This is a genomic window from Ruegeria sp. BH8 (assembly GCF_056538065.1).
Genome location: NZ_JBQFSP010000013.1, coordinates 59,480 through 79,102 on the forward strand (window position 1 = coordinate 59,480; position 19,623 = coordinate 79,102).

Consider the following 19,623-nt stretch of genomic DNA (forward strand, 5'->3'; position numbering starts at 1 on the left):
TCGCAGAGTTGGAGGCTGGATATGGCTGATGGATGCGGCTGTGATCGACACGCGCATATGTATCTGAGCGTGGATGAGGCCCTGCGCCGGGGCCTGTCCGCTGCTGATCCGATCACAGAAACGGAAACGCTGCCTTTGGCCGCTGCAATTGGGCGAGTATTGGCCTGCGACTGTTTCAGCAAGGTCGATATGCCCGCTTTCGACAATTCGGCAATGGATGGCTATGCGGTTCGAACAGCCGATCTTGGCGATACCGACCTGTTCCAGATGCCGGTGGCGGGTCGCATCGCGGCGGGGGACAGCGGATCTCATGCTGCACCTGTGGGTAGCGCGCTGAGGATTTTTACCGGAGCGCCCGTTCCCTCTGATTACGACGCCATCGTCATGCAGGAAGATTGTGATTTTGTGGAGGGACAAATTCGCTTCAGCCGCCGTCCAAAGCCCGGGCAACATATCCGGCGTGCCGGTGAAGACCTTCGTGCCGGAGCGCCGATCCTGCGGCGCGGCTGCGAGATTGGCCCGCGTGAGGTGGCAGCCCTTGCTTCCGCCGGGTATGGCGAGGTCGTGGTCCTCCGCAAGCTGAAGGTTTTGATCTTTTCAACCGGCAGTGAATTGCGCCAACCGGGTGAGCCCCTTGGGCCGGGGCAGATCTATAATTCGAACCGTTACATGCTGCTTGCGCTGTTGCAGAAGCCTTGGATTGAACTCACGGACCGGGGGCAGGTTGAAGATGATCCCGAGCTTTTGAAACAGGTCTTGCTGGACGCGACTGAAACCTCTGACCTGATTATCACAACCGGTGGTGTTTCTGTCGGCGATGAAGATCATATGCCGCGTCTGTTCACCGAGATCGGTGGCGTGACGGATGTGATGAAAGTCGCAATGAAACCGGGCAAGCCCATCATGTTCGGTCGGCGTGGCCGTGCGCTTTACATCGGTCTGCCTGGTAACACGGTTTCTGCTTTTGTGACCTGGCAAATTTTCGGATCGCAGATGATGGCGCGCCGCGCCGGTCTGCACCACACACCGCACGCAGCCGTACAAGCAGTTCTGTCGGAACCTTTGTACCGCACCGCAGGCCGACAGGAATATCGCCCGGTTCAGATTGACGGTCACACACTGGACGGACGGCCCCGATTGCGTCTGATGGAGCCGTCCTACAGTGGTCGTGTTGCTTTGCTTGCGCAAGCGGATGGATTGGCGATCATCCCGGCAGAAGTGACGGAATATCCCGAAGGGCAACGCCTTGAGCTATTGCGGTTTTAAGCCCTAAGCGCTCTTCCTGCGGCATCAAAGGGCGGTTCATGCAGGATTGTGGCCCTGTGTGGGCGCCCCAGAACCATAACCTCGACCTCATCACCTGGCTGGGCATTTTTTACATATCCCAAGGCCAACGACATTCCGACGGTGTAGCCATAGGTGCCTGAGGTCACCCGACCGATCCCTTCACCGTTCTTGAAGATCGGCTCGCCACCTGTTGCATCCGCGTTGGACGCTGTCACATCCGTTTCGTTAAGGTGCAGGATCACCAGGTCTTCCCGAGCCGGGTTCTGCAATACTTTCTGCGCAGCTGCCTTGTTGAGGAAGTCCTTTTCGAATTTGCAGAGGCGATCAAGATCCACTTCATGCGGCCAGTATTCCGGGCTGTATTCGCGGCTCCAAGACCCATAGCCCTTTTCGACCCGCATAGACATCAGTGCCCGACTGCCAACAGGGCCAGCCCCGAACTCTTTGCCTGCCTCAATCAAGGCATTGTACAGTCGTGCTTGATCTTGGGTGGCGCAATGCAGCTCCCACCCCAGATCGCCAGTAAAGGAGACGCGCAGGGCAAGGACCTGGACTCCCGCCAGCTCGATCTTGGCGGACCGCATGAACGGGAAATCTTCGGTTGCCAGCGATGTGTTGGTCAGACGTTGCAGGATGTCACGGGATTTGGGCCCGGCCACGTTAAAGCCGCACATCGCTTCGGTTTTGCTTTCGAAAGCGGTGCCTTCAGGCAGCGGAACCTGTTTGAAAAAGCGTTTGTGATACCGTTCTGCCATGCCCGAGCCGATCACCCAGAACTCGTCATCAGCCACGCGGGTGACGGTAAAGTCGCCTGCAATACCGCCGCGCTTTGAAATCAGTGGGGTCAGACAGGACCGACCAACGGTTTTGGGCATGGTGTTTGCAAAGACGGCATTCAGCCAGTCTGCTGCACCCGGACCCTTGCAGACATATTTGGCGAAATTCGAGATATCGATGATCCCGGCACGGTCGCGCAACATCCTGCATTCCTCGCCCACCGGTCCCCACCAGTTCTGACGGGTAAAGCCATTGGTGTCTTTGGTGCCGGGCGTTGCGGCAAACCACAGCGGATGTTCCCAACCGGCGTTCAGGCCAAAAACCGCGCCCATGGCTTTCTGCGCCTCATAGATCGGGCGAACCCGTGCCGGACGACCGGCGCTGCGTTCTTCATTGGGGAAATGGATCGCGAACCGATGACTGTACTGATCTGCCACGCGCGCTTTGGTGAATGCCTTGGTGGCCCAGCTGTCAAAACGCGCCAGATCCCAGGCGAACATGTCGTATTCCGTTTCACCCTCGATGATCCATTGCGCTGCCATCAGGCCCATGCCACCCGATTGCGAGAAGCCGGGGATGATACCATTGCAGCAGAAATAGCCGTCGACCTCGGGCACCGGCCCCATCAGAACGTTCGAATCCGGAGACCAGATCATTGGGCCGTTGATGACACGCTTGATCCCGGCTTCACCAACCGCGGGCAGGCGTTCGATGGCGTTCATCACGTTCTCTTCGATCCGTTCCAGATCATCAGGGAACAGGTCGTGGGCAAAATCCAGCGGCGTGCCTTCTTCGGCCCAGAACCTCATGTCTTTCTCATAGGCGCCGACCAGCAAGCCGTTGCCTTCCTGACGCAGGTAATACTCTCCATCCCGGTCCGACACAGACGGCAGGCGGGTGCCGTGGCTTTTCACATCCGCCATGGATTCGGTTACGAAATACTGGTGCTCTGTAGGTTGCAGCGGCAGTTCGATTCCAGCCAGTGCAGCAACCTCGCGCCCCCACAGGCCCGCTGCGTTCACCACCCAGCGTGTCCTGATGTCACCTTTTGGCGTTCTGACGATCCAACTACCATCCTCCTGCTGCTCGGTTGCGGTGACCGGAGTGAAACGGTGAATCTGCGCCCCACGTTGACGTGCGCCGACCGCATAGGCATTGGTCACGCCCGACGGGTCCACATTGCCGCCATCGGGTTCGAACATCACGCAACGGATGCCCTCGTAATTGACCAGCGGGTTCAGCTTCTGGGCTTCCTCGATGCTGATCTCATAGAAATTCATGCCATACAGCCTGGCCTTTGCGGCCTGTAGCTTCAGCTGATGTTCGCGTTCTTCTGTCTGGGCCAAGTATAACGAGCCGGGCTGGAATACTCCGCAGCTTTGACCGGTTTCAGCTTCCAGCGCTTTATACAGGCTCATCGTGTAATGTTGGATGCGGCTGATATTGGTACTGTCGTGCAATCCGTGAATGTTGGCGGCTGCGTGCCAGGTTGACCCCGAGGTCAGCTCGTCCCGCTCTAACAGAACAACATCCGACCATCCCAGTTTGGTCAAATGATACAGGATCGAGCACCCGATCACTCCCCCGCCGATGACCACGGCCTGAGCTTCGTTTCGCATTTTGGCTATCTCGCGCGTTTTCGTTCGCGCCTGTTCTTTCATGAAGACTGGCCCATCGACAATGTCGACAAAATTCGAGATCGAATGAAGTCAGCTAAACTCAAACTTTGAAAATTGCCTAGCGTCGCGGTACGCTTAAGCAAATGAGCTCGTCAGAACGTCAATCGGTGTGCGCGGCCACGTTCAAACAACTTCAGGTTCAACTCATCTGCCTCCGGCGCGCCGTATTCCAGCGCAAACACAAATGCGTGGGTCAGATAGAAGCACGCGGCTTCATGATGCTGGCGCTCTTCGGCGAGAATCGCCGCTTGGTGATACAGCCGGATCAATGCGGGTACATCTTTTTCCGCATGGGCCCGCAAGAGGTGTTTGTCGAGTTCGTCCAGATCCACTGTGACCCTTTCAGCGAATTCACCGGCTGTCCACTAGGAGACAAAAGACGCAACGCCGTCCCGTCTGCTGTTGTTACAACCGATCCGCGATCTGGTCAGAAGGGCCTGACCAGATCAACATTTTCAGGATTGCTTACACTTCAGCGCGGGCTTTTTCGATTTGCGTGGCCACCCAATGATGAAAACAATGGGTCGGGCCGTCCATCGCGGGCGAGAAACGGCCGCCATCGAATTTCACGCCGTGACGGCCTTTCTGCATGCCTTCAACCACAAAGACGTCTTCCTCGAACACTGTTTTCCACAGTTGCGCATTCTTGGCACGCAGCGCTTCGTGTTCGGGTGCGTCTTCGGGTTTTTTGGCGTAGTAGAGCTCAATCCGTTCGTTCGAACGCTCATGCGTGATCGGATCGATGAGGAAGGCAAAGCCGTGGTCACGCTGAACACCCAGCAGGGTATTCGGGTAAACGACGATATATTCCGCGCCGTCATTCCACTGCTCACTCAGATTCTCGAAATCATCCAGCTTTTCGCCATCGTGACCCTCGAACTGGCGGTAGACATAGGTGCCCTGACCCGAATATTTGCCCAGTTCGTTGATGTTGTAGTGGTCTTCCAGACGCGAATAGCTGTTCAGGCCGGGATGAACCCAGGGCAGGTGATAGCTTTCGCAGTAGTTCTCAACAGCCAGTTTCCAGTTCGAGTTCAACTCAAGATAAACCGATGCGCCAGCGCCACCGTGATACATCGGTTGATCGAATTCTTTCCAGCGTTCCATCAACTCGCCATGGACATCTTCGAATTCCGGCGCGTCGCCGCTGACATTGACAAAGACAACATCCCGCCAGACATACGAGCGGATGCGGATAAGGCCCAACTCGGCGAAGTCCAGATCCTCATGGGTGTTCTGCCCAGGGCCACCGACATGAGGGGCAGTCCGCAATTCACCATTCAGGCCGTAGCACCAGCTGTGATAGGGGCAGCGGATCGCGCCGCGGATTTTTTGCGGCTTGTCGACCAAAATCATGCCGCGATGACGACAGGTGTTCTGGAACACGCCGATCTGACCGTCGCGATCACGAACCATCAACAGCGGCACACCGAGGAAATCGATCGGATATGCATCTCCCGCCTCGGGAATGTCTTTGCCAAAGCCGATGCCGGACCAGTTCGCAAACAAGACCGCATCCCGTTCTTCGGCAAAAACTGCGGGATCAATATAATGCTCGTTCGGCAGACCCTTTGCGGTGTTTACCGGTGTCAGAACAGACGAAAGCGGTGCGTGCTTGTTCATCGGCCACTCCTGAGTGATTTTGAATGAGTTTATCGCTGCATCCATTGGCGGCTGAGGCCGCCCACGTTCAATACTAAAAAACCTAATGGCAAATTGAGGCAGGCTAAACCGAACCTTCAGACAGTTCGTTGAGCAACCAATTCTTGAGAGCCAGCGCCCCTTCCGAAAGCTGATCGTCCGGGCGACCGACAAGATAGAAGTTGTCCGGGGCGGGCAGGCTGAATTCCTCCAGCGCGACGAGTTTCCCCGAAGCCAGCATGGGCTGGACCAGACGTTTCCATCCCAGCGCAAGGCCCGCCCCTTTACGCGCCACCTGAAGGGCAAGCGCGTAGCTGTTCACCCGCGATTCCACGGGAACAACTCCAGAAAACCCGAGGTCGTGGAACCAGGATGACCAGGTCGTCCAGGTGCTGTCCTGAGTTTCGAGATGGATCAGCCGCCGCTGCACGAGGTCTTCAAGGCTGGCCCCTTTAAGGTCCGCGGCCATCTGGGGGCTGCAAACGGGTGTCAGGATATCGCGATACAGTTTCGTGTGCGTGAGTTGCGCGTTGGCGTCCCGGCCATAGCGGATGAACAGGTCGATATCCGGCCGGTCCGTGAAGGCCTTGTCCTGCGCCATCTGGTTCACTTTCACGTGCGGAAAATCCTGCCAGAACCGGATGACAGATGGCGACAGCCAAAGTGCGGCGACTGCAGTGGTTGATCCAACGGTTACGTGGTTCTCGGAATCATTGCTGCGAATCTTTTCAAGTGCCTTTGAAATCTGCCGGAACGAAGTGCCGAGTGCCTCAAACAGGTCTTGCCCATCCTCGGTCAGTTCCACGCCGCGGTGCTTTCGGACAAAAAGGGCCGCGCCCAGCTCGCTTTCCAGCGCCTTAATCTGATGACTGACGGCACCAGGCGTCACGGAAAGCTCGCTTGCGGCTTCCTTGAAACTGAGATGCCGAGCGGCGGCTTCAAAGGCCGATAGTGTCGTAAGTGGAGGAAGGTTGTAGTGGCGTCGAGACATGGAGGTTTGTTGGCTTTTGAACTCTGGGTGAGCTCAATTCACCCGAATGTTAGAAATTTTGCAATTGAAATCTATCTTTTTTCCTGTTGTTTGCTGAAAGACGCAGAATGTACGCCACGTGAGACCGAACAGGACAAGTGATGGATACTCAAGTTGCCCGCCTTGTGCGAAAAACACCACTCAGTCCCGACACCTCTGATTTCTGCTTCGAGATCGAAAGCGGGCGCTTCACCAGCCTCGAGCCCGGGGCGCATGTGGACATCCATCTTGAAGACGGTCTGATACGGCAATACTCGCTGTGGAGCTGGAGCCAGGATGGACGCCTGATCAACGTGGCCGTCAAACGCGAAGACGAAGGGCGAGGCGGGTCACTGGCGATGCATGACCTGCAAGAGTGCGCGACCGTGGAAATTGGCGGTCCCCGCAACCATTTCAAACTCGAAAGCCATGATCGGCACGTCACTTTGATCGCTGGCGGTATCGGGGCCACACCATTGGTTGCAATGGCACGTGAGTTGCTGAACCGAGGGCAGGATTTTCGTGTCTACTATCTTGTTCGTTCGAAAGAATACGCGGCGATGGATGCGCAATTCCGGGCGCTTGGACTGGATGAATGGTATCATTTGCATTGTGATAACACAGACGGGGTATTCGATCTGAGATCGGTCATGCAATCGATGCCGATGGGCGCAGACGTTTATACCTGCGGCCCGGAACCGATGCTGAATGCGGTACTGGAAGCAGGTGCCTTGCTGCGTGGCGGCGCGATACACTTTGAACGGTTCGCCGCCGCGTCGGACATTGAACATGCCCCGAACGCCGATTTCCAGATCGAGATCCAGTCGACCGGCGCGGTCTATCCCGTTGGCAAGGACCAATCTATTCTGGAGGTTTTGCAGGCCAATGGTGTGCAGGTTGATTTCGGCTGCTCCGAAGGGCTTTGCGGAACCTGTATCGTTGATGTCGTGTCCGGCGAAGTTGATCATCGCGACGGTATACTTACTCCGCAAGAGCAGGAAACGCATGAGTTCCTGTGCACATGCGTTTCGCGGGCCAAGTCGGACAAACTGGTATTGAAACTGTAGAAGGAACCACAATCACGCCCTTTACTTGTTCTCGCTAACACGTGTTTCGAGTAACCGAGAGCGTCGTTTCGAGTAGCATAAGGGTCGGATTCTTGGGTGAGCTGCCCTAACCTCTGTCATAGGTTTTCCCGAATTGAAGGGCGCAACCACTTCTTGCGAAGCTGCTACCAGGTTCAACGGCAGACAGACTTGCCACAACGAACCAACAGCTTTTGCAAGCGAACACAATCTGGGAGGAAAAGAGCGGTGGGCGATCCCACATGGTGTGTGGTCTTCCCCGTAAATCTCAGCTGAGTTGCAGTCAACTCGCTGATCGTTTGGTGCATTGGGCATGTTTGTTTACGCCGTCCCGCGCGGTGCACCCCAAGCAGAAATCCAAAGAACAAGAAACGGCGAACACACGGAGGAAAACGCAATATGTCGATACCCGATCCATTCACGGACGTTGAGATAAAGACGGCGGATGCCGGTTTTTATGAAAACTACAGCGTCCCAATTGCCCTGATCAGCAAGGCCATCATGGTCGCGCTGGTTCTGTGGGCATTGGTATTCCCTGCAAATGCAAACGGCACGCTTGGCAGCCTGAACGGGCGGCTGCTTGAGCTTTTCAACAGCTTCTACATTGTCATTGTCGGGTTGTTCCTCGTTTTTCTGGCCGTTGTCGCCGCTATTCCGTCCACGGGTCGCCGTGTGATGGGAACACCCGGTGAAAAGCCCGAGTTTTCAAACTTCTCATGGTTCTCCATGATGTTCGGCGCCGGCCTGGGTGTTGGTCTGATGGTTTTTGCAACCGCAGAACCGTTGGGGCTGTGGGGTTCGAACCCCGAAGTCGTATCCGAGGCGGTCGTTGGAAATACACCCGAAGCGCTGCAGTCGGCTTACCGCTATACCTTCTTGCACTACGGGTTTCACGCTTGGGCCATCTATGTGGTGACCGGTTTGTCGCTGGCATATTACGCTTATACACGCGACATGCCTCTCACCATCCGCTCGGCGCTGACGCCCCTGTTCGGCCGCTTCGTCAATGGATTCTTCGGCCATGTGGTTGACGTTCTGGGTGTTGTTGCGACGATCCTCGGTGTTTCCGTCACCATCGGCTATGGTGTCAGCCAGTTCATCGACGGGCTTTATGCCATCACCGGTATGGAATGGGTCATGGATCTGGGTGGCGAAGTTCCAACCCCAAGCAAAGTAGGTTTGATCGCCGGTCTGGTCATCATCATGAGTCTGTCGATTATTTCGGCCGTATCAGGCGTTGGTCGTGGTGTTAAATATCTGTCGAACCTGAACCTCGTATTGTCGATCATCCTATTGGGCACATTTATCGTCTTCGGCTCGTTCGTCTTTGCCATGACCACTTATGGCACGGCAATGGTCGACTATATCCTGCATATCCTGTCGCTCAGCTTTAACGCCTATGGCCCGCTGTCAGTTGAAGCCTTCGCTGCGGCTTTGCCTGCCGAAGCACAAGCCCATGCCAATGATTTGATGGGCGGAGCTACCAATGCGTGGGGCAGCTTTGACGGTTTCAAGAGCGGCCTGGAAGGGGCAGCAGCAGAGTTGGATGAAGCAACCCTGGCAGCCGTTTATGCGGCGGGTGAGCAGGGGCGTCAGTTCGGCTGGCAGTCGGGTTGGACCACGTTCTACTGGGCCTGGTGGATCGCGTTCTCGCCCTTCGTGGGCCTGTTCCTCGCGCGCATTTCGAAAGGACGCTCTGTCCGCGAGTTCATCGTAGGCTGTGTGTTCGCCCCGGCTTTGGTGTGCTTTGCATGGATGACTGTTCTGGGAGGAACTGCGATTGATCTGGAACTGGCAGGCGCTGCAGAAGGTGCAATCATCGGCGCATCGAACACCAACAAGCTGTTCGTGACACTATCTTACATGATTGACGGTGGTCTGCTGTCAATGTTGAACGTGATGTGCGTGATCCTGATCATGACATTCCTCGTCACGTCGGCAGACTCGGGCATTCTCGTGATGAACACCATCATGTCGGGTGGCAGCCAGGAGACGGGCATCAAGCACCGCATCATCTGGGGTGTCATCCTGACGGCTGTGATCGGCGCTCTGATCCTCGCAGCCGGTGAAAACAACCCGATGGATGCGCTGCGAAACGCGATGATCATCGGTGCATTGCCCTTTACTGCTGTGATGGGTCTGATGTGTATTGCTCTGGCCAAAGCTTTGTTCCGCGACAGCCAGCGTGACAAACACGCCGCTACAGGTGCACAAGCCGCCGAATAAAGCGAAAGCTTAGTTTATGACTTGATCAGGCCGCCCGGAAATGGGCGGCCTGATTTCATTTTGCGCAGACACTGGCCACGACCCTCAAACAACGGAAAAGTGCTGGCCAGCCCGACCTTGGTGAGACATCAAAACCATATCTCAACGAAAAAGCCCCGGTAAAAACCGGGGCTTTTGAGCATCTTGTCGTGAAATGCCTACATGCAGGCTTCCACGGCGCGTTTGGTCATGACCGACACAAGATGCGCCCGGTATTTCTTGCTGCCATGTAAATCAGCGATCATGTTGGCGGGGTTAATCCGAAGGTCCATCAAGGCGTCCGGGCGAAACTCCTTGTTCAGCGCCTGCTCGGCTTCGCTCCAACGGAAGACGCCATCCTCACTTGCGCCGGTCACCGCCACGCGCACGCCGTCCGTGAAACGGGCCAGATATACCCCAACAAGTGCAAACCGCGATGCTGGTTGCTGGAATTTTTGATAGCTTGCCGCCTGCGGAACCGGAAAGCGGATCGAGGTGATGATCTCTCCTTCATCCAGGGCTGTGGTGAACATGCCCTGAAAAAAGTCATCTGCCGCAATTTGACGCGCGTTGGTCACCACGGTTGCGCCCGATCCCAGCACACCCGCCGGATAGCAGGCAGCCGGGTCATTGTTCGCAACCGAACCACCGATGGTTCCGCGATTGCGCACTGCCGGGTCGCCAATTTGTCCAGCCAATGCCGCCAGCGCGGGATAAGATCCTGCAGCGTCGCGAGCAACGACAGCGTGAGGTGTTGCACCCCCAACAGAGACCGAGCCGTCATCATCAACGCAGACGCCTTGCATCTCGGCAATGCCGCCCATCGACACCAGTTTGGACGGTGCCGCCAATCGCTGTTTCAATGTCGGGATCAGGGTTTGCCCGCCTCCCAACGCCTGCGCATCCTCTGTTGCCAATGCTGCAACTGCGTCAGCAATGGTCGAGGGCTTCTCAAACTCGAAATTGTACATTTCGTTCTTCCTTTCCGAAAGGCGCTGATCCGCCCTTCATCTGGCTATAAATATCCCAGGGAGCGCGAGGGGCTGGCCCCTCGCACCCCAACCTCTCAACCATGCATCGCAGTCCAAACGCGTGACGGGCTCATCGGCATGTCGATATGATCAACAGCCCTTCCACCCGAGTTCAACGCATCCAGCACCGCGTTGACCACCGCTGGCGGTGAGCCGATCGCTCCGGCCTCGCCGCAACCCTTCACGCCCAGCGGATTGTGCGTACAGGGCGTCTGGCTGGAATGATCCACGCCGTAGAACGGGACATCATCGGCGCGTGGCATCGCATAGTCCATGAACGACGCGCTCAGCAATTGGCCGTTCTCGTCATAGGCGCAGTTCTCCAGCAGGGCCTGACCGATGCCCTGACCAATACCGCCATGCACTTGTCCGTCAACGATCATTGGATTGACGATATTGCCAAAGTCATCCGCCGCCGTGAACTTCTCAATCGTGACCTGACCTGTGTCTGGATCAACCTCGACCTCACAGGCATAAGCCCCTGCCGGGAAAGTAAAGTTGGCCGGGTCATAGAACGCGGTTTCCTCCAGTCCCGGTTCAACTTCCAGCGGATAGTTGTGCGGGACATAGGCCGTAAGGGTCACATCCCCCCACGCCACCGACTTGTCGGTCCCCGCAACACTGAACTGACCGTCCTTAAGTTCGATATCTGCCTCGGACGCTTCCAGCAAATGGGCTGCGATCTTTTTGGCCTTGTCGATCACCTTTTCGGTGGCCTTGACCATAGCCGAGCCGCAGACCGCCAGCGAGCGTGAGCCATAGGTGCCCATGCCGAACGGGATCTTCGAAGTGTCGCCGTGCACGATCTCGACCATTGACTCGTCGATGCCGATCATGTCGGCCACGACCTGCGGGAAGGCTGTTTCATGGCCTTGCCCGTGGCTGTGTGCGCCGACCATAACACTGATCGAACCAGTGGCGTTCACCCGAACTGTCGCCGCGTCGTAAAGACCTGCACGGGCTCCCAACATGCCGACGATATTCGAAGGCGCGATACCACAAGCCTCGATATAGCAATTGACGCCGAGACCGCGCAGCTTGCCTTTGGCCTCACTCTGCGCGCGTCGTGCGGCAAAACCCGCCAGATCGGCAGCGGCCTCAAGCTTGTCCATGGTCCCGTTATAATCCCCGGTGTCATAGGTCAGCGCGACTGGCGTGTCATAGGGGAACTGCGTGACAAAATTCTGGCGACGCAGGGCGATCGGATCGACACCTAACTCGCGCGCAGCCTTGTCGATGACACGCTCCAGCTGGAAGGTTGCTTCCGGTCGACCAGCGCCGCGATAGGCGTCCACCGGCACCGTGTTTGTGAACATCGCCTTCACATTCACCTGAATGACCGGGGTCTTATAGTTGCCTGCCATCAGCGTCCCGTGCAGCCATGTCGGAACCGAGCTGGAGAAGGTCGACAGATAGGCGCCCAGATTGGCATAGGTGTTGGTCCGCAGGCCGATGAAATTGTTATCCGCATCCAGAGCCAGTTCAATCGTGCTGACATGGTCACGACCCTGCGCATCCGACATGAATGCCTCGGACCGGCTGGCTGTCCACTTGACGGGGCGGTTGCAGGCCTTGGCGGCAAAGGTGCAGAACGCTTCTTCTGCGTAATGGAAAATCTTGGTGCCAAAACCACCGCCCACATCCGGGGCTACGACGCGGACTTTATGTTCCGGCAGACCCAGAACGAACGCGCACATCAACAAGCGGATGACATGCGGGTTCTGCGAAGTGGTATAGAGCGTATATTCATCCGTGCCCCGGCTGTACTCGGCCACAGCCACGCGCGGCTCCATCGGGTTGGCGACCAGCCGATTGTTCACCAGATCCAAAGTGGTGACATGCGCGGCATTGGCAAAGACGTCGTTCACCTTGGCGTCGTCGACCTCACCCAGCTGCCAGTCATAGCAGATGTTGTTTTTCAGATCGTCATGAACCAGCGTCGCGCCTTCCTGCGCCGCGGATTTCATGTCGATCACGGCGGGCAGTTCCTCGATATCCAGATCAATAGCCTCGGCCGCGTCACGGGCCTGTTCCAGGCTGTCAGCCACCACGGCGGCAATGGGATCGCCCACATGGCGCACCTTGCCCTGTGCCAGAATTGGGTGTGGTGGTTCCTGCATCGGCGCGCCGTGCTTGTCGGTCACTTCCCAGCCACAGGGCATTCCGCCCACGCCTTCAAAGTCTTTGCCGGTGAATACTCTGACCACACCGGGCATACCTTCGGCAGATGATGTATCTACAGAATTGATCCGACCATGCGCGATGTCGGACCGCAGGAAATATACGTAAGCCTGACCACGTACGTTGATGTCGTCGGTATAGTTGCCTGCTCCGGTCAGAAAGCGGACGTCCTCGCGTCGCTTGGAACTGGCTCCGATGCCACTGTCTTTGGGCATTGCTTGTTCTCCTCCCATAAACGGATGCTGCTGCACCCTTCACTTGTCCCACGGGCGCAACGTTTACGCCCGCAGCGGCATCATTCCGCGGCGATACTGCCGACGTCCTGACCTGAGGCGGCCATGATCGCCTTGACGATATTGTGGTAGCCTGTGCAGCGGCACAGGTTGCCTTCCAGATATTTCCGTATTTCGGCCTCAGACGGGCGTGGGTTGTCTTTCAGCAGCGCTGCGGCGCTCATCACCATACCCGGAGTACAGAACCCGCATTGAAGGCCGTGATGATCCTGAAAGGCTTGCTGGATCACATTCAGCGAACCATCCGCATTTGCCTGACCTTCGATTGTGCCAACGTCAGCGCCGTCAGCTTCGACCGCCAGTATATTGCACGACTTCACGGCCTGGCCGTTCACATGTACAACGCAGGCACCGCACTGGGCCGTATCACAGCCGACATGCGTGCCCGTCAATGACAGTTGCTCGCGCAGAAAGCCGGACAGTAACGTCCGGCCCTCAACCTCGCCGCTAACAGCCTTGCCGTTCACGGTCATGGAAATTTTCATGACTTTCTCCTCCCTGAATTCCAACGGTTCAACCGCCCAATACGCGCTTGAACCAACCTTTTTTTGCTTCGCCGCCTTCACCCTCGGCAGAAGGTTCGGCTTGAACCTGATCCGAGGTTTCCGGATCGGGTGTTTTTTCGGGTTCGACCGCGTTCTGAAAATTTTCAAAGAACCGGTCGGCCATTTTTCTGGCGACGCCATCGATGACCCGGCTGCCCAGCTGGGCCAGCTTGCCACCGACACGTGCGTCGACGGTATAGGTCAGCAGAGTACCTTCGGGCACATCAGACAAACTGACATCGGCCGCACCCTTGGCAAAACCAGCAGCCCCACCCTTACCTTCACCCGAGAGCTTCACGCTTTCAAGCGTTACGATATCAGAAAGGGTAACGGCCCCTTTGAAGGTCGCTTTTACGGGGCCGACTTTCTGCACCACCGTCGCTTCGAATCCGTCATCGACCGAGCCCGTCATTTCCTGACATCCCGGAACGCATTCTTTCAGAACCTCAGCCGACAAAAGCGCGTCCCAGACCTTGGATCGCGGCGCGGCAATGACGCGGCTGTCACTAAGCTCCATTTCTCTTCTCCAGGTGTTTTTTCTTACGCTACGTGGTGTTTTTCGCCCTGCCTATTAGACCTTGGGTGTAGGTGTCGCCGAGCCGATCTTATGTACGACTTTGGGCCAGTAGGCGCAGATTACTTTCGTTGTTAGGATTGGATAAACTGGGGGCAACCTGATTGAAAAAAGGCAATACCAAATGCTTGCAGACTCCGTCGAAAGATCTGGCTTCGAGAAAGTGCTGATCGTCGATGACCACCCCCTGTTTTGCGACGCGCTGTCGATGACCTTGCAAAGCGTGGCGCAGATCGGCGAAATCCATACCGCGGACCGACTGGAAGGCGCGATGGAACTTCTGTCAGGTGGGCTGAAACCGGACGCGGTCATGCTGGACCTCAACCTGCCGGATGTGGAGGGGCTGGACGGCCTTGTCCGTCTGAAGGCTGCTGCGAATGCCCCGGTTATTGTGGTGTCCTCGATGACGGATAATCGCGTTGTCAGTCAGGTGATTCAGGCGGGCGCATCGGGTTATGTACCCAAGCATAGCCAACGCGATGTGTTTCGCCTGGCATTCGAGACAGTGCATTCCGGCAAAGTTTTCGTGCCCGAAGGGTGCGTTCTGATCAATGTTGAAGAGGATGAACACGCCGAGGCGGTCAATCGGCTTGCGACGCTGACAAATCAGCAGGCCCGCATTCTGCAACTGATCTGTGAGGGCAAGCTGAACAAACAGATTGCCTATGACCTGTCCATTGCGGAACCCACGGTCAAAGCGCATGTCACGGCAATCATGCGGAAACTGGGTGTGCAAAGCCGGACGCAAGCCGTTCTGATTGCAAAGAAAGCTTCGTTTGCCAGCGTCTTGCAAGACCACGGCTAAGCGTCATACTCTCACCACATCGTCGCGCTTTAGGGAGGAGGCTCGATGGACCAAGCAGTCGGGTGGGCGACAGCCCGGACCGGTGCGACAGGCATCGTCAAAACGGCTTTCGTGCGTTACGACACCGGGCAGGCGCTTGGGGTGCTCGAACGTCAATTCGGGGCTGAGCCACTTGCGCTGGTGATATTGTTCGTCAGTCCGAACGCGGACGCGGCTGCGGTCATTGCCAAAGCCGAGCAGGTGTTTGCGCCTACGCCGGTGGTTGGCTGCACCACCGCCGGAGAACTTGCGGATAGCGGTTATTGCGAAGATCAGATCGTCGCAATCGGCCTTCCGCAATCCCATTTCGACACGCGTACGGTCCTGGTTTCCGATCTGAACGATTTTGAGGCGGAAAGCATCATCAATGAGATGATCCACAACCGAAATGCCATGATGGTCACGGCGCCCGACTGGAACCATGAATTTACATTCCTGATGATCGACGGATTGTCGACCAAAGAGGATGCGTTGACCTCCGAGTTGGCCGTCGGCTTGGGGCCGGTGCCATTGTTTGGCGGATCGGCCGGTGATGGAACCCGGTTCGGGCGTACCTATGTGCTGCATCAGGGCAAAGCACTGAGCAATGCTGCCATACTGACTCAGGTTCGTACGCGGTGCCCGATCAAGGTGTTCAAAACCGATCATCTGGTACCAACGACCCGGCGTATGGTGGTGACCAAGGCCGATCCGGCAAAACGCATCGTTCAGGAGATCAACGCCGAGCCCGCCGCCCGCGAGTACGCCCGTATCCTTGGCAAGGACCCGGAACAACTGACGACATTCACCTTTGCGGCGCACCCCGTTGTTGTGCAGATTGGCGGGCAGCATCACGTCCGCGCCATTCAGCAGGTGGCGGGCAACGGGGACCTTGTCTTTTTCTCGGCCATTGATGAAGGGCTTGTGCTGACGCTGGCCGAACCAAGGGACATGGTCGAGCACCTTGAGGAAGAAATCGGCCTTCTGACCGAGAAACGGCAACCCGACACCATTCTGGGTTGCGACTGCATTCTCCGCCGACTGGAAGCACAAGAAAAGCAAAAGACGCGCGACATCTCGGACATTCTGGCCCGCAATCACGTTGTCGGATTTTCAACCTACGGAGAGCAGTACAATTCCATCCACGTGAACCAAACTCTGACGGGTGTTGCGATTTATCCACCCGAGAAAGAGTAACGCATGATCGAGCATCTTACAGACCCCTCGGACTCGGTTGACCGCCAGAACGAGAAACTTCGCAAGATCGCCGAAGCGCTGATGCGCCGGGTAGAGGAATCCACCGATGCGTCAGGCGCAGCCTATGCGCAGTTTCAGCGCGCGGCCGTGCTTGAACAAGAGGTCCGCGCCCGGACGAATGATCTGGAACGCGCCCTTGAATTGCTGAACGATTCTAATGCCAGATTGGCACAGGCGAACAAGGATACCGAAGCCGCACGCGCGGACCTGGCCAATGCAATCGAAACGGTGCAGGAAGGGTTCGCCCTTTTCAATCGCGACGAAAAACTGGTGCTGTGTAACAGCCGTTTTGGTCTGCATATGCCTGACATTCAGGAGCGGCTGAGCCCGGGATTGAGCTTTGCCGCATATGTCGAACTGGTCAGCCGATCAGGGTTTCTGTCCCTGCCTGAAACAATGACCCCGACAGACTGGGCCAAAAGCCGCCTGGATCGGCACACGGACGATCATGTGGTGTTCAACGTCCGGCTTGTTGGCAATCGGTGGTCGCAAGTATCCGAACACCGCACGCCGGATGGCGGCACTGTTATTCTGCAAACCGATGTGACCGATATCATGCGGATCGAACGGCAGGAACGTGACCGGATACTGGATGACAAGGCCAGGCTGATCCGCGCAACGCTGGAACATATCGAACAGGGCGTTTGTATTTTTGACAACAAACACCGTCTGATCGGGTGGAACAACCGCGCCAGCGAGTTGCTGGCCATTCCGATCGCGCAGTTTCAGATGGGGACCCGGTTTGAATCGCTGTCCAACCGCCTCAGCGCGAACATCAAGTTTCAGAAGGGAATAACGGAAGCCGATCTGCTGGATTGGGTGACGCGGCAAACCTATCGCCGTCCTCTGCAATTTCAGATGCACCGTGGAAGGTCGAAAATACTTTCTGTGTTTGCTCAGGAAATGCCCGACAGGGGTTTTGTGATATCTTTCACCGATGTTACCGCAGAACGAAAGTCCGCTCAGGCCTTATACGAAGCCAAAGAGCTGTTGGAACAACGCGTAACATCACGCACGATGGAACTGGCTGACGCTTTGAACGAGGCCGAGCGTGCAAACGCGTCCAAGTCGCGATTTGTGGCAGCGGCCAGCCACGACCTGTTACAACCTCTTTCCGCGGCAAAGCTTTATGTTGCATCGCTGGGCAGCGGCCTGGACAAAGACGACGCAAGGACTGTTGCAGGCAAGGCTGAAAGTGCGCTGAACAGCGTTGAACACATTCTGGAAGCGCTGCTGGATATCTCGAAGCTGGATTCAGGACGGGCCACCGCGCATTTGTCCACCATATCAGTGAGTGCGCTGTTTTCTCAGATGGAAGACGCATTTCGCCCGGTTGCGCAGGCAAAAGGGCTTGAACTGTCATTTGTTGACACAAACGCGCGTGTGACCAGCGACGCCAGCTATTTGCGTCGGATTTTGCAGAACCTGCTGTCGAACGCGATCAGGTATACCGAGACCGGAAAAGTTCTGGTCGGTGTGCGGCGTCGTGAAGGCGCAATTGCCTTGCAGGTCTGGGATACGGGCATCGGAATCGCGTCAGACCAAAGAGACCTCGTTTTTCAGGAATTTCAGCGCCTGCATTCTGATGCCAGTGCCGCAGAAGGTATGGGATTGGGCCTTGCAATCGTAGAGCGCGCCTGTGGGCTGTTGCAACATCCAATCCAGCTGTATTCCGAAGTAGGCAAAGGAACTGGATTCTCGGTCGAAGTACCGTTGGCACAGGAAGAGCAGACTGCATGCGGCAGTGCCCCTGCGGCCCACGATCCGGGCTACAACATACTTGGTAACACGGTCGTATTGTTGATTGAGAATGATGAAAATCTTCGTAGCGCACTGACCATGACAGTCGAATCCTGGGGGGTCGAGGTTTTGGAGAGCGAAAGCGAAGACGAAGCAATCAATCTACTTCGCGAAATTGACATTCTGCCCGACGCAATAGTTGCCGATTTTCATTTGAACCACGACAGAACCGGTGTCGACGCGATACATGCCCTGACGAACGAGTTTGGGCCTCTGCCCGGCTGCGTTATTTCGGCCAACCGATCACCTGAACTGGCCAGGCGCTGCAAGCGCGCCAATCTGCCTTTGCTCTACAAACCGCTTGATGCGCAACTTTTGCGGTCAACGCTGGAGTCATCAATTGAACAACGCAACTGAGCAGCACTGGAAACGTGTATGTTTTCAGGCGATTTCTGTCTGTGGGTTGGCACCTGTTCGATGTAGCATCGACAAAACCTCTGCCTTCCAGCCGGCTTTGATCTGCAACGCTAGCTGAGACGGAGGCCGGTGGTTCGGTGACAGGATCGCATATTCATACCTCAACGGTTCACTGAAGGGCAAAAACACGACACGGTCGTTTGAAATGTTCAACTCCCGCTCGGTAACGACTGTCAACGGATCGACAATCGTGCAGCATTGGCCCGATCCGACAAAAGGGATAAGCGGCAGAAAATATTGGCAGGTCACGGTTGGCGTATAATTCGCCGAGACCATCTGAAACGCTTGTCGCACTTTTTCCTGAAACGGATGCGTGTCATGCAGCCCGCCCATTGGAACTCCGTCAAGATCGGATATCATAACGGCGCTTTCTTTCGCCAGGGGGTTGTCTCTGTCCAGCGCGCAAAAACAGTCGCCGCTTATGATCTCGGCTGAGAACTGTGGTTGCTTACCTGTCGGATGTTCAAAATCAGCAAACCCGAAATCGATGTTCTGAGTACCCGCCAGTTCCATAATCTGCGGAGAGCTGCGAGTTGAAAGTGTGATTTGTATATCGGGGTTTCCACCAACTGAACGGCTGATGAAATTCGGAAAGGCAAAAGTGGAAGGGCCTGGCATCGCTGCAATATTCAAGCTACCGGAACTCCCTTTAAGAAGTCCGTGCATCGTACTGGAAATCGTAGATAATCTGTCCAGAATACCAGTGGTTTCCGACAATAGGTAGTGTGCTTCCGGTACTGGAATCAAACGGCGCCCTCTTCGTTCGAACAGGATCAGCCCCAAACTTTTTTCTAGGTTCTTGAGCGCAAGGCTGATGGCCGGCTGTGTCCGGTTCAGCTTTTTTGCGGTTTGAGAGATAGAGCCGCTTTCCATCACCTCACGAAAAACAGTCAATTGAGTAAGGTTCATTCCAAATCCATAAGCCAAACTTCAGTTTAGTTAAATATAACAAATTTGTATTTATGGTAAATCTCCATAGG

General features: G+C 56.2%; 15 protein-coding genes. 6 read left to right on the forward strand and 9 right to left on the reverse strand.

Features of this window, described 5'->3' with window-relative positions; translation table 11 throughout:
- The first annotated feature begins 21 nt into the window (after positions 1 to 21).
- Positions 22 to 1,266: a molybdopterin molybdotransferase MoeA gene (locus ACR0AD_RS17690; protein WP_480484322.1), complete on the forward strand. Its 1,245-nt coding sequence runs from the start codon at positions 22 to 24 to the stop codon at positions 1,264 to 1,266.
- On the opposite strand, the gene ACR0AD_RS17695 is transcribed toward ACR0AD_RS17690, so the two are convergent.
- From ACR0AD_RS17695 to ACR0AD_RS17710, 4 genes are all read right to left on the reverse strand, one after another.
- Positions 1,263 to 3,683 (reverse strand): GcvT family protein, encoded by a 2,421-nt coding sequence (locus ACR0AD_RS17695; protein WP_480488708.1) that lies wholly within the window; start codon positions 3,681 to 3,683, stop codon positions 1,263 to 1,265. The genes ACR0AD_RS17690 and ACR0AD_RS17695 overlap by 4 nt on opposite strands.
- 152 nt (positions 3,684 to 3,835) lie before the next feature.
- Entirely contained in the window at positions 3,836 to 4,075 is a 240-nt protein-coding gene (locus tag ACR0AD_RS17700) for a hypothetical protein (protein WP_480488707.1), read from the reverse strand.
- Between the two features lie 133 nt (positions 4,076 to 4,208).
- A complete protein-coding gene (locus ACR0AD_RS17705; protein WP_480488705.1) occupies positions 4,209 to 5,366 on the reverse strand; it encodes an aromatic ring-hydroxylating oxygenase subunit alpha in 1,158 nt (385 codons plus the stop codon).
- Positions 5,367 to 5,469: 103 nt separating this feature from the next.
- Complete coding sequence (locus ACR0AD_RS17710) at positions 5,470 to 6,375, reverse strand: LysR substrate-binding domain-containing protein (protein WP_480488703.1); 906 nt, start codon at positions 6,373 to 6,375, stop codon at positions 5,470 to 5,472.
- A 140-nt stretch (positions 6,376 to 6,515) separates the two neighbouring features.
- Between ACR0AD_RS17710 and ACR0AD_RS17715 the strand changes: the two genes are divergently transcribed.
- The gene (locus ACR0AD_RS17715) at positions 6,516 to 7,460 is read left to right on the forward strand and encodes a PDR/VanB family oxidoreductase (protein ID WP_480488701.1); all 945 of its coding nucleotides are present in this window, start codon (positions 6,516 to 6,518) and stop codon (positions 7,458 to 7,460) included.
- A 417-nt stretch (positions 7,461 to 7,877) separates the two neighbouring features.
- Positions 7,878 to 9,704, forward strand: a complete 1,827-nt coding sequence (locus tag ACR0AD_RS17720; RefSeq protein ID WP_480477333.1) for a BCCT family transporter — start codon at positions 7,878 to 7,880, stop codon at positions 9,702 to 9,704.
- Between the two features lie 197 nt (positions 9,705 to 9,901).
- Here ACR0AD_RS17720 and ACR0AD_RS17725 read toward each other — a convergent pair whose 3' ends face one another.
- The 4 genes from ACR0AD_RS17725 to ACR0AD_RS17740 form a co-directional block, all read right to left on the reverse strand.
- Positions 9,902 to 10,693 (reverse strand): FAD binding domain-containing protein, encoded by a 792-nt coding sequence (locus ACR0AD_RS17725; protein WP_480488699.1) that lies wholly within the window; start codon positions 10,691 to 10,693, stop codon positions 9,902 to 9,904.
- Positions 10,694 to 10,788: 95 nt separating this feature from the next.
- Entirely contained in the window at positions 10,789 to 13,149 is a 2,361-nt protein-coding gene (locus tag ACR0AD_RS17730) for a xanthine dehydrogenase family protein molybdopterin-binding subunit (protein WP_480488698.1), read from the reverse strand.
- Positions 13,150 to 13,229: 80 nt separating this feature from the next.
- Positions 13,230 to 13,712: a (2Fe-2S)-binding protein gene (locus ACR0AD_RS17735; RefSeq protein ID WP_480488696.1), complete on the reverse strand. Its 483-nt coding sequence runs from the start codon at positions 13,710 to 13,712 to the stop codon at positions 13,230 to 13,232.
- 28 nt (positions 13,713 to 13,740) lie between these two features.
- On the reverse strand, positions 13,741 to 14,289 hold the full coding sequence (locus tag ACR0AD_RS17740) for an SRPBCC family protein (protein ID WP_267367516.1): 549 nt from the start codon (positions 14,287 to 14,289) through the stop codon (positions 13,741 to 13,743).
- 181 nt (positions 14,290 to 14,470) lie between these two features.
- Here ACR0AD_RS17740 and ACR0AD_RS17745 point away from each other — a divergent pair, with 181 nt between their 5' ends.
- From ACR0AD_RS17745 to ACR0AD_RS17755, 3 genes are read left to right on the forward strand one after another with little or no spacing between them, the layout of a single operon-like run.
- A complete protein-coding gene (locus ACR0AD_RS17745; RefSeq protein WP_480488693.1) occupies positions 14,471 to 15,151 on the forward strand; it encodes a response regulator in 681 nt (226 codons plus the stop codon).
- Positions 15,152 to 15,196: 45 nt separating this feature from the next.
- Positions 15,197 to 16,366, forward strand: a complete 1,170-nt coding sequence (locus tag ACR0AD_RS17750; protein ID WP_480488692.1) for an FIST N-terminal domain-containing protein — start codon at positions 15,197 to 15,199, stop codon at positions 16,364 to 16,366.
- 3 nt (positions 16,367 to 16,369) lie between these two features.
- Positions 16,370 to 18,583 (forward strand): hybrid sensor histidine kinase/response regulator, encoded by a 2,214-nt coding sequence (locus ACR0AD_RS17755; protein WP_480488689.1) that lies wholly within the window; start codon positions 16,370 to 16,372, stop codon positions 18,581 to 18,583.
- Positions 18,584 to 18,607: 24 nt separating this feature from the next.
- Here the strand turns inward: ACR0AD_RS17755 and ACR0AD_RS17760 are convergent, their stop codons facing one another.
- Complete coding sequence (locus ACR0AD_RS17760; protein ID WP_480488688.1) at positions 18,608 to 19,552, reverse strand: LysR family transcriptional regulator; 945 nt, start codon at positions 19,550 to 19,552, stop codon at positions 18,608 to 18,610.
- Positions 19,553 to 19,623: the final 71 nt, after the last annotated feature.

Coding starts and splice junctions, on each gene's coding strand:
- ACR0AD_RS17750 (WP_480488692.1), top strand. CDS start 15,197: ATGGACCAAGCAGTCGGGTGGGCGACAGCCCGGACCGGTGCGACAGGC.
- ACR0AD_RS17755 (WP_480488689.1), top strand. CDS start 16,370: ATGATCGAGCATCTTACAGACCCCTCGGACTCGGTTGACCGCCAGAAC.
- ACR0AD_RS17695 (WP_480488708.1), bottom strand. CDS start 3,683: ATGCGAAACGAAGCTCAGGCCGTGGTCATCGGCGGGGGAGTGATCGGG.
- ACR0AD_RS17705 (WP_480488705.1), bottom strand. CDS start 5,366: ATGAACAAGCACGCACCGCTTTCGTCTGTTCTGACACCGGTAAACACC.
- ACR0AD_RS17730 (WP_480488698.1), bottom strand. CDS start 13,149: ATGCCCAAAGACAGTGGCATCGGAGCCAGTTCCAAGCGACGCGAGGAC.
- ACR0AD_RS17725 (WP_480488699.1), bottom strand. CDS start 10,693: ATGTACAATTTCGAGTTTGAGAAGCCCTCGACCATTGCTGACGCAGTT.
- ACR0AD_RS17760 (WP_480488688.1), bottom strand. CDS start 19,552: ATGAACCTTACTCAATTGACTGTTTTTCGTGAGGTGATGGAAAGCGGC.
- ACR0AD_RS17715 (WP_480488701.1), top strand. CDS start 6,516: ATGGATACTCAAGTTGCCCGCCTTGTGCGAAAAACACCACTCAGTCCC.
- ACR0AD_RS17710 (WP_480488703.1), bottom strand. CDS start 6,375: ATGTCTCGACGCCACTACAACCTTCCTCCACTTACGACACTATCGGCC.
- ACR0AD_RS17720 (WP_480477333.1), top strand. CDS start 7,878: ATGTCGATACCCGATCCATTCACGGACGTTGAGATAAAGACGGCGGAT.
- ACR0AD_RS17740 (WP_267367516.1), bottom strand. CDS start 14,289: ATGGAGCTTAGTGACAGCCGCGTCATTGCCGCGCCGCGATCCAAGGTC.
- ACR0AD_RS17690 (WP_480484322.1), top strand. CDS start 22: ATGGCTGATGGATGCGGCTGTGATCGACACGCGCATATGTATCTGAGC.
- ACR0AD_RS17735 (WP_480488696.1), bottom strand. CDS start 13,712: ATGAAAATTTCCATGACCGTGAACGGCAAGGCTGTTAGCGGCGAGGTT.
- ACR0AD_RS17745 (WP_480488693.1), top strand. CDS start 14,471: ATGCTTGCAGACTCCGTCGAAAGATCTGGCTTCGAGAAAGTGCTGATC.